Source organism: Ancylothrix sp. D3o (assembly GCF_025370775.1).
Classification (GTDB): Bacteria; Cyanobacteriota; Cyanobacteriia; order Cyanobacteriales; family Oscillatoriaceae; genus Ancylothrix.
This window is the reverse complement of record NZ_JAMXEX010000004.1, coordinates 145,921-158,262: the sequence shown is the minus strand read 5'-3', so window position 1 is coordinate 158,262 and position 12,342 is coordinate 145,921. Positions and strand designations below refer to the sequence as shown.

11 protein-coding genes are annotated in these 12,342 nt (G+C 43.1%); 4 read left to right on the top strand and 7 right to left on the bottom strand.

From position 1 onward, the window contains the following. Positions 1-3: 3 nt before the first annotated feature. Together NG798_RS09995 and NG798_RS09990 are read right to left on the bottom strand one after the other, a co-directional pair. Positions 4-876 (bottom strand): lipid kinase, encoded by an 873-nt coding sequence (locus NG798_RS09995; RefSeq protein ID WP_261222368.1) that lies wholly within the window; start codon positions 874-876, stop codon positions 4-6. Positions 877-1,010: 134 nt separating this feature from the next. After that, complete coding sequence (locus NG798_RS09990; RefSeq protein WP_261222367.1) at positions 1,011-3,416, bottom strand: PAS domain-containing protein; 2,406 nt, start codon at positions 3,414-3,416, stop codon at positions 1,011-1,013. A 495-nt stretch (positions 3,417-3,911) separates the two neighbouring features. Between NG798_RS09990 and NG798_RS09985 the strand changes: the two genes are divergently transcribed. Both NG798_RS09985 and NG798_RS09980 read left to right on the top strand, forming a co-directional pair. After that, positions 3,912-4,259, top strand: coding sequence for a hypothetical protein (locus NG798_RS09985; protein WP_261222366.1), 348 nt, complete (start codon positions 3,912-3,914; stop codon positions 4,257-4,259). Beyond that, positions 4,252-4,704 carry a type II toxin-antitoxin system YhaV family toxin gene (locus NG798_RS09980; protein ID WP_261222365.1) on the top strand — a complete coding sequence of 151 codons (453 nt, stop codon included), beginning with the start codon at positions 4,252-4,254 and terminating at the stop codon, positions 4,702-4,704. The genes NG798_RS09985 and NG798_RS09980 overlap by 8 nt, the downstream gene beginning before the upstream one ends. Positions 4,705-4,801: 97 nt before the next feature. Here NG798_RS09980 and NG798_RS09975 read toward each other — a convergent pair whose 3' ends face one another. The 4 genes from NG798_RS09975 to NG798_RS09960 all read right to left on the bottom strand — a co-directional run bounded on the left by NG798_RS09975 (position 4,802) and on the right by NG798_RS09960 (position 6,685). Further along, complete coding sequence (locus NG798_RS09975; RefSeq protein WP_261222364.1) at positions 4,802-5,224, bottom strand: DUF488 domain-containing protein; 423 nt, start codon at positions 5,222-5,224, stop codon at positions 4,802-4,804. Positions 5,225-5,237: 13 nt separating this feature from the next. Further along, entirely contained in the window at positions 5,238-6,035 is a 798-nt protein-coding gene (locus NG798_RS09970) for a hypothetical protein (protein WP_261222363.1), read from the bottom strand. A 72-nt stretch (positions 6,036-6,107) separates the two neighbouring features. Further along, positions 6,108-6,374: a type II toxin-antitoxin system RelE/ParE family toxin gene (locus tag NG798_RS09965; protein ID WP_261222362.1), complete on the bottom strand. Its 267-nt coding sequence runs from the start codon at positions 6,372-6,374 to the stop codon at positions 6,108-6,110. Further along, entirely contained in the window at positions 6,371-6,685 is a 315-nt protein-coding gene (locus NG798_RS09960; protein WP_261222361.1) for a type II toxin-antitoxin system Phd/YefM family antitoxin, read from the bottom strand. The genes NG798_RS09965 and NG798_RS09960 overlap by 4 nt, the downstream gene beginning before the upstream one ends. A gap of 77 nt (positions 6,686-6,762) precedes the next feature. Between NG798_RS09960 and metH the strand changes: the two genes are divergently transcribed. Beyond that, positions 6,763-10,311 carry a methionine synthase gene (gene metH, locus NG798_RS09955; RefSeq protein ID WP_261222360.1) on the top strand — a complete coding sequence of 1,183 codons (3,549 nt, stop codon included), beginning with the start codon at positions 6,763-6,765 and terminating at the stop codon, positions 10,309-10,311. A 106-nt stretch (positions 10,312-10,417) separates the two neighbouring features. Further along, entirely contained in the window at positions 10,418-10,750 is a 333-nt protein-coding gene (locus NG798_RS09950; protein ID WP_261222359.1) for a hypothetical protein, read from the top strand. An 81-nt stretch (positions 10,751-10,831) separates the two neighbouring features. On the opposite strand, the gene NG798_RS09945 is transcribed toward NG798_RS09950, so the two are convergent. Beyond that, positions 10,832-12,226 carry a carotenoid oxygenase family protein gene (locus tag NG798_RS09945; protein WP_261222358.1) on the bottom strand — a complete coding sequence of 465 codons (1,395 nt, stop codon included), beginning with the start codon at positions 12,224-12,226 and terminating at the stop codon, positions 10,832-10,834. Between the last annotated feature and the right edge of the window lie 116 nt (positions 12,227-12,342).

Here is a 12,342-nt window from a genome sequence, read left to right as displayed (position 1 = left end):
TGTTTAGCTTGGTTCCGGTACAAAGACAGATAAAATTTCTGGTAAAATCCGAAATTCTACCGGTGTCATACTGGCGATTTCACCATCGACATCAACAACGTGAGGCCGCCGGGTATAAATGTTGATAATTTCGGCTTGTAAGGTTTGAATACCTCTGGCCGGCTTGCCTTGTAAAATTGCCGGAAGCAAAGCAAAAATTTCCCACCAGTGATGTATTTCAATGCAGTATAAATCGAGTCGGCGGTCGTCGATGGTGGCATCGGGGGCGACGCTGAGGCCGGTGCCATAATAGCGTCCATTACAGACAGTGATTTGGACAGTTTTCACGCGAAACTGCTGATCCTTGCTAGAAATTTCGGCCCAAAAAGGCCGGCTTTTCCACAACACCGGCGCGGCGGTGGCAATATAGGCAAAAATTCCCCAGTGTCGTTTGAATTCTTTTTTGACGGTTTTGTTGATTTCTGCACTTAACCCCATGCCGGCAACGTTCAGAAAGGGTTTACCATTAACCGAGCCTAAATCAATGCGCCGCTGGTTGCCAGAGGCAATTATTTGGCAGGCATTGGGCAAGGATGAGGGAATTTCCAGATTGCGGGCGAGGTTGTTGGCGGTTCCTAATGGCAGGATGCCCAAGGGTAATTGGGTGTCGATCAATCCGTCGAGGGCGGCATTAATTGTGCCATCGCCGCTGCCGATAATTACGCAGTCTACTTTGTGGCGATATTGCCGAATCAAGTCAGGGAGAATCTTGGGGTTTTCGGCAGACTCTTCTATTAATTCTAGTCCGAGGGATTGCAATTGCTGTATGGCTTGCAATCGGCCTTCTTGCCCCCGGCGGGCGTGGGGGTTGACTAGCAGGAGGGCGCGGCGGGTCATTTGGATTTTAGATTTTAGATTTTAGATTTTATATTAGCTGATGGTTTAAAAATAACAGTTTTTTGTGTTTGGTTGCGAGTTTTGTTAAACGCACTAGGAACGCAGAGGGGGCTTGCTGTGCGTTCCGGGGGTTGTTATTGGAGGGGAATTTTAATTACAAATTGGGTTCCTTTGTGGGGGGAAGAGTGACAGGTGAGTTGCCCCTTGTGTTTTTCTACGACGATTTGATGGCTAATTGATAATCCGAGGCCGGTTCCTTTTCCGAGAGGTTTGGTTGTGTAAAATGCTTCAAATATATGGGTTTTGGTTTGTTCGTCCATGCCGTGTCCGTTGTCGCTGATTTTGATTTCTAGTTCGGCTGGTTTAAGGGCGGTTTTAATGATTATTTGTCCTTTGTCTTTGCTTCGCACATCAGGAACTTTTGAGGCTTTTTCGCAGGAAATAAAGCTTTCTTCTATGGCATCTATGGCGTTGCTGATCAGGTTCATAAAGACTTGGTTGAGTTGACCGGCATAGCAGGGTATTAATGGCAGGTTTGCGTATTGTTTGATTACTTCGATTCCGGGCCGGCCTGCTTTGGCTTTGAGGCGGTTTTGTAATATTAATAAAGTGCTGTCTATTCCTGAGTGAATATCCACCGGCTTTTTCTGGGATTCATCAATTCTTGAAAAGTTCCGCAAGGATAGAACAACTTCGCGGATGCGGTCTGCTCCGACTTGCATTGAGTCTAAAAGTTTGATAAAATCTTTCCTTAAAAATTCCAGCCCCATTCCTTCGCTGTAGTCAGAAATTTCTGGGTGAGGATCGGGATAGTGGGTGGCATAGAGATCGAGAAGTTGGAGTAATTCTTGGGTGTATTGACGGGCGTAGGTGAGGTTGCCATAAATGAAGCTGACGGGGTTATTAATTTCGTGGGCGACACCGGCGACTAATTGCCCCAAACTTGACATTTTTTCGGTTTGAATGAGTTGGGTTTGGGTGGTTTTGAGCTCTTGCAAAGTTTGTTCGAGTTCTCTAGCTTGTTGTCTAAATCTTTCTTCGCTTTTGCGGATAGCTTCTTCGGCTTGTTTGGCGATGGTTATGTTTTGAGTCATTACCATGCCGGCGAGTATTTCGCCTTGTTCGTTTTTCACCGGCAGGGTGTGGGTGAGGTAAATTTGATCGCCATAGGGAACTTCCACAACGTGGGTTTCACCGGCTAATGCTTGGCGATAAAGTGGTTCAATAATTGCACAATGTTCTGGTGGAAAAACTTCCCACAGGGTTTTGCCTTGCATCAGTTGTTTGGATAAGCCAATTTTGGCTAATTCTGTGCCTTCGGCGAGGGTGAAGCGCAACTGGAAATCAAATAAACATACAGCGCCATTGGGAAAGTTTCTTGCTAGGGTGCGGTAGAGGTTTTTGCTGCGCCGCATTTCGGCTTCTATTTGTTTGCGTTCGCTAATATCTAAGCCAACAAATACGGCTTTTCTGCCTTGATGATATTTTTGGGCAACCATTAAATAACTGCGGCGTTTGTCTTCGATGCCGAGGTTAACTTCTAGGGAGGTTTTTTCTTCAGGAGAGGCGAAAAATTGGCGGGCTAGTTCGGCAAATCCTGGTTTGCTTTCCATGAAGCCTACTTCTCTACCGGCAAAGGTGTCTTGGGGTAGTTTAAAGTGGCTGGCAAGGTGTCGATTAACTCCTAGATATTTTAAGTCGGAATCTACCCAAGAAATTAACCCTGGAACGGCATCTAATACGGCTTGTAGTTGATCTTTTGCGCTTTGAAGTTGTTGTTCGGCTTGTTTGCGTTGGGTGATGTCTAAGCCGACAAAAACGGCACGGTTATCTCTATGGTATTTCTGGCCAACAATTAGATAGCTGCGCTCTCCTTCTTGTAAGGAAACGGTCATTTCATGGGCTATAGTTTTATCGGTGCTGACAAAAAAATCCCGTATCCAGTTGGCAAGTTTGGGGCTTGTTTCTAGGAAGCCAACTTCTTGATTTATAAAGGTTTCTGCGGGTAAGTCAAAGGCGTTGGCAAGGTGTTTGTTTACCCCTATATATCGCAAGTCTGAATCTACCCAAGAAATTAACCCTGGAACGGCATCTAATACGGCTTGGAGTTGTTCGCTTGTGCTTTCGCAGGTGGTGTGATTTTGTTTGCCAATTAATATGAGTCCTCCCATTTCTCCACTGCTGTTAAACCAAGGTTGAATTTCCCATTGTTTGGCTTGACTTTGGCCGCTTATTAAGCAATCTTCTGTGATTTGTTGCCAATTTTCTTGGCAATGGGAAAATATTTCGCTGTGAATTTTTCCAATAATTTCTTGTTTTTGCAGTCCGTATTCTATTTGCCAGCGAGGACTTATGGCAATGTAGCGCATCTGGTTATCGACCATTGCAACGGGTGCCGGAATCTGTTGTATAAACCGGCTAAATTGTGCTTGGGGATCGTGGGTGGGGGTTTTGGCTTTTTGGGGTGTCGTGGCGATTTTGCCCTTGCCGTTTGCTGCCGGTTGCAAGGGGACGGTTTTTTGGAGATGCGGGTTCGGCACTTTGGTGAACCTCCTGCGTGGTTTGGTAGGTGGGTATTTTTTGATAGTGCTGATGCGGATGCGAACCCTGACAGATTTATTCGGTCTGCCTTTTAGACTCTGCGGCATAATTAATGTTCGCGCAAAGTCTGCTTACAATGTAGGTAGGACTACCGGCTGGCACTAACTTAACTTTTCTTTGGGTTAAGCGTCCATTTTTCCGGCTGTCTTTCGTAAAGATTAGTTATGTTTTCTTACATTATTTTACATTATTTTTAAATTTTTGTCAGCCAGTTTGTGCTGTGTTAAGTAAAGGGCCACAACTGCTAGGTTTTTTAATTGCGGGTTACAAGGGGTAAGTCCGGTTACGGCAATTGAATTTTGTTAAAATTTGGTTGAATTAATTTATGAGCAAAAAATATTGTTAGGTATAAATTGTTGTAGAAATTTGCTCAACTATTTTTAAGTGATATAAAATAAGGGGGTAGGCCGGTTGTGATTAAGAGGAAAGAAGTTATGAAATCAAAAATTTACACAGTTTCTCCGTCGGAAGTTGGGAAAGCAAGTTTGCCGGTGCCGGTGGAATTTTATAAGGAAAATCCCCACTGGAAAAATGCGAATCTGCAAATAGAGGTGTTATCCGATAATACGCTGTTGGTGCGTTTGGTGAATGAGGATGAGGAGGATGATCGGGATGAGGAAGAAAAAAACCCGATGATGATGCGGATGTTTCTTGATTTTCTCTGGGATGAGGTGATGAAAGATCCGTCTAAACTGGTGACGTACACTGAGGAAATGAAGGCTGAGGCTGATAAACTTCTCGAAGGCGTAACTTTAGATTGGGATGAGGACTGTGATGAGTAATATTGTTTGTAATGGGTGGAATGTGCGTTTCCACCCGATATTTAACCAACAGTGGAATGATTTGTTGAGCGAGTCTGCAAGGTTAAGGAATCGACTATCGGAAAGCGATTATCGCTCTCATCCAGTGGTGAAATTATTCTTGGCTGTCAAGCAAGGGGTAGAAGAAAATATTCCTGCCGATCCATTTGCTGTGCGTTTTCCTTTAAGGGATAATTTGCGGGGATATTCTCGGCTAAAAGGGATGGGTTTACCGAGCCGGTATCGGTTATTTTTTCGAGCATTTCAGCAGGGAGATCAAAGGGATATTGTGATTTTGTGGTTGGGTTATCCCCGCCGGGAGGGAGATAAAAAAGATTGTTATGCTGTGTTTGAAAAAAGGGTGTCAAATCGGCTTTTTCCTGAGAGCATGGAGGAGTTAATAGCTGCGTGTGAAATTGAGGGTTGAGGTGTTAGGTGAGGATGCAAGAAGATTCTTATTGGTTGTGTGACTGCTGATATCTCCTTTGTTTGTGAAGGTTTTCTGGATGTGGGTTTTGGGAAGGCTACTGTAGGTTAATAACCGGCACATTGGTTATTTTACTTAAAGATTCGGCAACTTCGAGCCGGTGACAGCGTTTATAATCAATTTCTGCACACAATAATAGCAGACTACTGTGTTGGAGAATTTCTGCTAATTCATGCAGCGATTCTTGGGCTTGTTTTTTATTGGGTGGTATCCAATTTTCTTTGCCTGATGTATTGCCTAAAGCTGTTTTAGAAATATAGTGAATATTTTGTGATTGACAGAAAGATTCAAGTTTATCCCCGTACCAAGTGCGAGTCCAAGCACGAGGACTAAGACGCACATCTATGATATATTTAACGTCAAACTTTAGAATATAAGTTAATAGGGAATCGTAGTTTTTACGATTGCCATAGCCAAAGGTGTAAATTTTGTTAGTTTCTGTAGATGTACTAAGATTCATCGGCTTTTATTGCTTAGAATAAACTAAGTTGCTCATATTCAATCAAGGGGGGATAAAACAAGCCAATAATCATAAAATTTTGGCGATGATTTTTTAAGTTCCCTACAATAAAGTATAAGTCTTTCTTGGGTAAAAAGTCTAGCTCTAATTTGTGGCGTACTTTTTCAAGTCCATCTTTTTCTTTATCTTCGAGAGTTAGCGCCGGCGATCTATCCCGACACTTTCTATAGAGTTCCGCAATTTCCCAATCGCTGATAGAATAGCGATGTTTTTGTCCATCTCCGTCTAAAAATTGGTAGCCAAATTTGTAAGGGATTTTTTCCAAATCAACGGAAGGCTCAAATAAATCTAACTGATCCAAAATAGCTTGCTTGTCAGAAGACCATTCCGGCTCTGTTTTTTCGCTGTAGTATTTTTGGATGATTTGAGGTTTAATTATGCCTAAAGATTTACCTTGATTTTGGATCTCTTTAATGGAGCTAAATTGCAAAGGTAAAACAAATTGCTTTCTCTCGGCCCAATTATTATCAGAGCCAATTTTTTTAATTATTTGAATGGAAGTGTCATCAATTCGATAACTTTCGGGCCGGCTATCTTGATCATTTTTTTCGATGTTTGCGCTGATGATAGACCATCTGGGATAGCGTTGGTCAAAATCTAGGTAACGAAAACGTATCGGATAAATGCGAATCCACTCAACCGGCTGCTCGTTATCATTTAATAAAATGCCGGCTGTGCAAACAGTTTCTCGATATTTTTGACTAATTGAGGGATAAGTTTTCGTGGCAATTAAAACTTTTTTGCGTTCCATAGATAAAACTTTTAGTCACCAATTTTTATCTTTTAGCCGAACAAAAGCGGGTAATACAGGCTCTAATTATTGCTATTTAGTGCGGTAAATATCCCGCCGGTTTCCCACCCGTACTATAATCACCAAAAGCCGGTTATCTTCAACCCGATAAATAATCCGATAATCTCCTTCTCGAATTCGTAAACATCCTTTATATTCCCCTTTAAGCGCTTTTGTTCCAGCGGGACGAGGATTAATTGCTAATTCTTGAATACATCTATCTACGCGCAGACGAATTTGTGGAGGAAGACTATTCAATTCCCGTTGAGCACTCGGTAAAATTTCAACTTCGTAATTCACGCTAAACCCAACTCCTTACGAACTTGGTGATAAGGAACCGCTACTTCAGTGGGATCAGATAATCTTTTCTTTATCTCCTCGATATCAATTTTATCTTCCAATTCTTCAATCACTTTTTCTAAAAACCAAAACTCCTCAATTGAAATTACCGCCGCCACATCTTTGCCATCTTGACTTAAAATCACCCGTTCTTCCCCCAAACCAACTTTTTTAACTATCTCATCCAAAATTGCTTTTAACTCAGTTGTACTCATCCGAACAAGGGGACTACTCTCAGCGTTGGTATATCCCTCGGTAATTACTCGTTCCATAATGCTTTTTTTCCCGCGTAATATTGCACAATAGATTAAATTATAAATCTACATCTGTTTTCCAAATCTGAGCGACTATGAAAAGTGCTTTTCTGCAACGCCTACATCACCCCGACCGGCCCGTTATTGTTTTTGATGGCGCAATGGGTACAAATTTGCAAGTCCAAGACTTGACAGCAGACGACTTTGGTGGTAAGGAATACGAAGGTTGCAACGAATATCTCGTTTTCACAAAACCGGAAGCGGTGGCGAAAGTGCATAGGGACTTTTTGGCTGCCGGTGCCGACGTCATCGAAACCGATACCTTTGGCGGTTCTACATTTGTTCTCGCAGAGTATAACCTAGGCGACCAAGCCTATAGCCTCAACAAAACCGCCGCCGAACTTGCCAAAAGCGTCGCCTCCGAATTTTCTACCCCTGAAAAACCGCGCTTTGTGGCCGGTTCCATTGGCCCCGGCACCAAACTCCCCACGTTGGGACATATCAGCTTTGATGAGCTTGTCGAAGCCTTCACCGTGCAAGCAGAAGGCTTATATGACGGCGGTGTAGACTTATACATTGTTGAGACGTGCCAAGATGTGCTACAAATCAAAGCCGCTCTTAATGCCATTGAAGCTGTTTTAAGCAAAAAAGGCGAGCGCATCCCCATCATGGTATCCGTCACAATGGAGCAACAAGGCACAATGTTGGTGGGTTCTGATATCAGTGCTGTGGTAAGTATTTTGCAACCTTATCCGATTGATATTTTAGGTTTGAACTGTGCCACCGGCCCGGATTTGATGAAAGAACATATCCGCTATCTCTCACAACATTCGCCGTTTGTTGTTTCTTGTGTTCCCAATGCCGGTTTACCGGAAAACGTTGGCGGACAAGCATATTACCGCCTCACTCCGATGGAGTTGCGGATGTCTTTGATGCACTTTATAGAAGACTTAGGGGTACAAGTGATTGGCGGATGCTGTGGCACAAGACCGGCCCACATTGAACAACTCGCACAAATGGCAAGCAGCCTCAAACCGAAACAACGTGAGTTTAATTTTGAACCTTCCGCCGCATCTATCTATAGCGCACAACCCTACGATCAAGACAATTCATTTTTAATTGTTGGTGAAAGATTAAACGCCAGCGGGTCTAAAAAATGCCGGGATTTATTGAATGCAGAAGACTGGAATGGATTAGTTTCTATGGCAAGAGAACAAGTGCGAGAAGGCGCTCATGTTCTCGATGTTAACGTTGATTATGTAGGCCGCGATGGCGTGCGCGACATGAAAGAATTAGTGTCTCGCATTGTTAATAATACCACCCTTCCTTTAATGCTTGACTCCACAGAATGGGAAAAAATGGAGGCCGGTTTAAAAGTAGCTGGGGGCAAATGTTTGCTGAATTCCACAAACTTTGAAGACGGCGAACCTCGGTTTTATAAAGTGTTAGAATTGGCGAAAAAATACGGGGCCGGTGTTGTTGTTGGCACCATCGATGAAGACGGAATGGCGCGAACGGCAGATAAGAAATTTGAAATTGCCAAACGTGCATATAATGCGGCCATTGCTTATGGACTTCCGCCTTATGAGATATTTTTTGACCCCTTAGCTTTGCCAATTTCCACCGGCATTGAAGAAGACCGCGAAAATGGAAAAGCTACCATTGAATCAATCCGTCGTATTCGTCAAGAATTACCCGGATGTCATATTATTTTAGGGGTTTCTAATATTTCCTTTGGTTTAAATCCTGCGGCGCGACAAGTTTTGAACTCGATGTTTTTACACGAGGCAATTCAAGCGGGAATGGATGGGGCAATTATTAGCGCTAATAAGATTTTACCTCTGGTAAAAATTGAACCAGAACATCAAGAAGTGTGCCAAAAATTAATTTATGATGAGCGGAAGTTTGACGGGAATGTGTGCGTTTATGATCCTTTGGGAGAACTGACAAAACTGTTTGAGGGCAAAACAACTAAACGCGAAAAAGTTGATAATTCTAATCTGCCAATTGAAGAACGCCTCAAACAGCATATTATTGATGGGGAACGCATTGGTTTAGAAGATGCTCTTGCCAAGGCATTAGAAAATCATCCGCCTTTGACAATTATTAATACTTTCTTGTTGGATGGCATGAAAGTTGTGGGTGAGTTGTTTGGTTCAGGTCAAATGCAGTTGCCTTTTGTGTTACAATCCGCCGAAACTATGAAGGCAGCGGTGGCATATTTAGAGCCATACATGGAAAAGGAAGAATCGGGGGATAATTCCAAGGGAACGTTTATCATTGCAACGGTGAAAGGCGATGTGCATGATATTGGCAAAAATTTGGTGGATATTATTCTCTCGAATAATGGTTATCGGGTGATTAATTTGGGAATTAAGCAGCCGGTGGAGAATATTATTGAGGCATACCAAAAGCATAAGGCTGATTGTATTGCGATGAGTGGTTTGTTGGTGAAGTCAACGGCGTTTATGAAGGAAAACTTAGCGGTTTTTAATGAGCGGGGGATTACGGTGCCGGTGATTTTGGGTGGTGCTGCTTTGACTCCTAAGTTTGTGAATGAGGATTGCCAAAATACTTACAAAGGTAAGGTTATTTATGGCAAGGATGCTTTTGCTGATTTGCATTTTATGGATAAGTTAATGCCGGCAAAAGTAGCAGGAAAATGGGATGATTTCCAGGGGTTTTTAGATGAGGTAAATGGGAATGGACAGGGGGTTAAAGTTGTCGAAGCTGCTGAAGAAGTAAAGGTGAAAGATGCTGAGGAGCCGGTTGTTATTGATACGCGCCGGTCTGAGGCTGTTGATGTTAATATTCCCCGTCCGACTCCGCCTTTTTGGGGTACGCAAATTTTGGAACCGGCAGATATTTCTTTAGCTGAAATTTTTGGTTATTTAGATTTGCAGGCGTTGATTGCCGGCCAGTGGCAATTCCGCAAACCCAAGGAACAATCCCGCGAGGAATATGATGCGTTTTTGGCTGATAAAGTGTACCCAATTTTAGCCGAATGGAAGCACAGAGTTATTGAAGAAAACTTGCTGCATCCAACAGTGGTTTATGGTTATTTTCCGGTTCAGGCTGAAGGAAATTCTTTGGAAATTTACGATGCTGAATTGCTGAAAAATGGCCATGATATTTATGAGACAAATGCGGTGGCGACGTTTAGTTTTCCGCGTCAGAAATCTATGCGCCGGCTTTGTATTGCTGACTTTTTTGCTCCCAAAGATTCGGGGGTAATTGATGTGTTTCCTATGCAGGCGGTGACTGTGGGAAATGTGGCGACTGAGTTTGCCCAAAAGTTGTTTGCAGATAATCAATATACGGATTATTTGTATTTTCATGGTTTGGCTGTCCAAACGGCTGAGGCTTTGGCTGAATGGACTCATGCTCGCATTCGTAAGGAGTTGGGTTTTGCCAGTGAGGAACCGGATAATATTCGGGATATTTTGGCGCAGCGCTATCGTGGTTCTCGGTACAGTTTTGGTTATCCTGCTTGTCCGAATATTGCGGATCAATATAAGCAGTTAGATTTGCTGGGTGCGTCTCGAATTGGTCTTTTTATGGATGAAAGTGAGCAAATTTATCCTGAACAGTCTACGACGGCTATTATTACTTATCACCCGGCGGCTAAGTATTTTTCTGCTTAGGTTGGGTTTGTTTTTTTAACCGCAGATAAACGCAGATGGACGCAGATAAGTTATTTGTTTAAGTCGGAGTTGGTGGTTTTTTTGTTAGGATGTTAGGGGCTGGGTTATGCCCAGCCTATTATTTATGTGGGAGGATGAAAAGATGGCTGAATTGCGGATTATTTGTGAGGATAGTGAGGCTTTAAAACGTATGATAGAAGATAGTCTTGCCGAGAGATTGTGTTCGCTGGAAGATGGGATAAAGCGGACTGAGGAACGGATACAGTATTTTGAAAATAAGTATGGGATGGCGACGGAAGAGTTTTTGAGCCGGTTTGAAAAGGACGAGTTACAACACCGTCTTGATAGGTCGTTTGACGAGTGGATTGGTGAAACTTTGATGTTAAAACGGTTACGGGAAAAGGCAAATAAGTTGAGAGGTGTTGAGTTTGTTAATTAGTAGGTTGGGTTGTAGGCTTCGCCAACTATCACGGTACGCGTAGCGACGCGCAAGCGTTGGAACGAAACCCAACCAACAAGTTTAAATTACCGTGTTCAACTGTTCTTGAGAAACCCAAATTCCATGAAACCCATAAGGCACTCGTTGCGGCAAAATTACCCGCGCCACAGCCTCCGATTCCACATCCTTTGCACTCACAATCACTAACTCAGAAACATCCTCCTGACTATCATAAACAAACGTCACTAACCAGCCATCATCCTCTGAATTGCTATTAGGCGCAGGCACAAAAACAGCCTCTCCACCAAATCTGCCGGCCCCAAATTCATGCACTTTTGAAGTGCCATTGCTGAAATCATATTTAATTAAACCATCAAACAAAGGCATCGAACCGGCAGCAAATTTTGCCGTGTATCCATAGCGAGTTTTTCGGCCCAAAAATTGCTCATTGATACGCGGGAAATCAGAGGCACGCTCATCTAATTTTTCCTCGGAAACTTCGCCGGTTTCCAAATTAAATCGCCAGCGGTATAAATAAGCAAGTTCGCCGTTTGTTTCACCGGGATTGTCGTCAGACATTAACACATCTGTCATACTCGTGCGGCAAGCAAGCAACACCACTTCATCCCCATCTTCATAGGCATTTAAAGTGTGGAAAATATAACAGGGTGGACACTCAAACCAGCGAATTTGACTGTTATCTCCATGTCGCGGCACAATGCCAAACCGGCTTGTCCGATTCTTTTCAAACATCAACAATGGCCCGCCTTTTTGCATCCTTTCAAAACTAAAAGTCAGCGGCAAATCCATAAAAATTGTGTAATTTTCAGTGATAGCAAAATCGTGCATCATCACCGGCTGAGGTAAATCAAAAGGCACAGTTTTTAACAATTCCCCTTCTGGCGAAACCACCCCATAAGTTACATAAGGCGGAGAGAAAGAATAGCCAAAAAACATCATTTCTCCCGTCACAGGATCAACTTTCGGATGCGCTGTGAAAGAAGAGGCTAATTTGCCATTAAAATTGTATTGCCCAAGGGTATCTAAATCGGGCAAAGAAATGGCATGAGGAAAACCACCTTCCCATAAAGCTAAAAAGCGGCCAGCGTGATAAATTAAAGCAGTATTTGCTGCGTTTTTGCTACCGCCGCTGGGATTTGGGTGGAAGGGTTCTAAAAGGCCGGCCCACAGGGCTTTACCGGCCTCATTTTCAGTTAGAAAACCCTGCGTTTTTACATAACGATTGCAATAGGAAACCTCACCGTTTGTAATTCGCAACCCATGCAGCATTCCATCGCCATCAAACCAATGATACCGGCCAATCGGAGTAAATTGTGGATTGGGGCCATTTCGCACAAACATTCCCGATAAATCAGGCGGAATTTCGCCAATAACCTTAAGATTGTCGGTGGTTGTTTCTGCACTCACCGGCCCAAAATTACCGTCTAAAAAAAAATTAATTGCTGTTAAAACCATATTCTCTGTTTGTTGTCAGCTAAAGATTGCCTATGCACAGACTAACGCAAAACTCTCAAACTTGCCCTCAAGCCATCGGGAACTCCAAAATATAAACGCTCTCCGGGCTTGTTATA

What these genes read in the sequence shown, in the direction of transcription:
- NG798_RS09970 (WP_261222363.1), bottom strand. Translation starts at nt 6,035, where the DNA reads ATGGAACGCAAAAAAGTTTTAATTGCCACGAAAACTTATCCCTCAATT.
- NG798_RS09995 (WP_261222368.1), bottom strand. Translation starts at nt 876, where the DNA reads ATGACCCGCCGCGCCCTCCTGCTAGTCAACCCCCACGCCCGCCGGGGG.
- metH (WP_261222360.1), top strand. Translation starts at nt 6,763, where the DNA reads ATGAAAAGTGCTTTTCTGCAACGCCTACATCACCCCGACCGGCCCGTT.
- NG798_RS09980 (WP_261222365.1), top strand. Translation starts at nt 4,252, where the DNA reads ATGAGTAATATTGTTTGTAATGGGTGGAATGTGCGTTTCCACCCGATA.
- NG798_RS09960 (WP_261222361.1), bottom strand. Translation starts at nt 6,685, where the DNA reads ATGGAACGAGTAATTACCGAGGGATATACCAACGCTGAGAGTAGTCCC.
- NG798_RS09975 (WP_261222364.1), bottom strand. Translation starts at nt 5,224, where the DNA reads ATGAATCTTAGTACATCTACAGAAACTAACAAAATTTACACCTTTGGC.
- NG798_RS09945 (WP_261222358.1), bottom strand. Translation starts at nt 12,226, where the DNA reads ATGGTTTTAACAGCAATTAATTTTTTTTTAGACGGTAATTTTGGGCCG.
- NG798_RS09985 (WP_261222366.1), top strand. Translation starts at nt 3,912, where the DNA reads ATGAAATCAAAAATTTACACAGTTTCTCCGTCGGAAGTTGGGAAAGCA.
- NG798_RS09950 (WP_261222359.1), top strand. Translation starts at nt 10,418, where the DNA reads ATGCCCAGCCTATTATTTATGTGGGAGGATGAAAAGATGGCTGAATTG.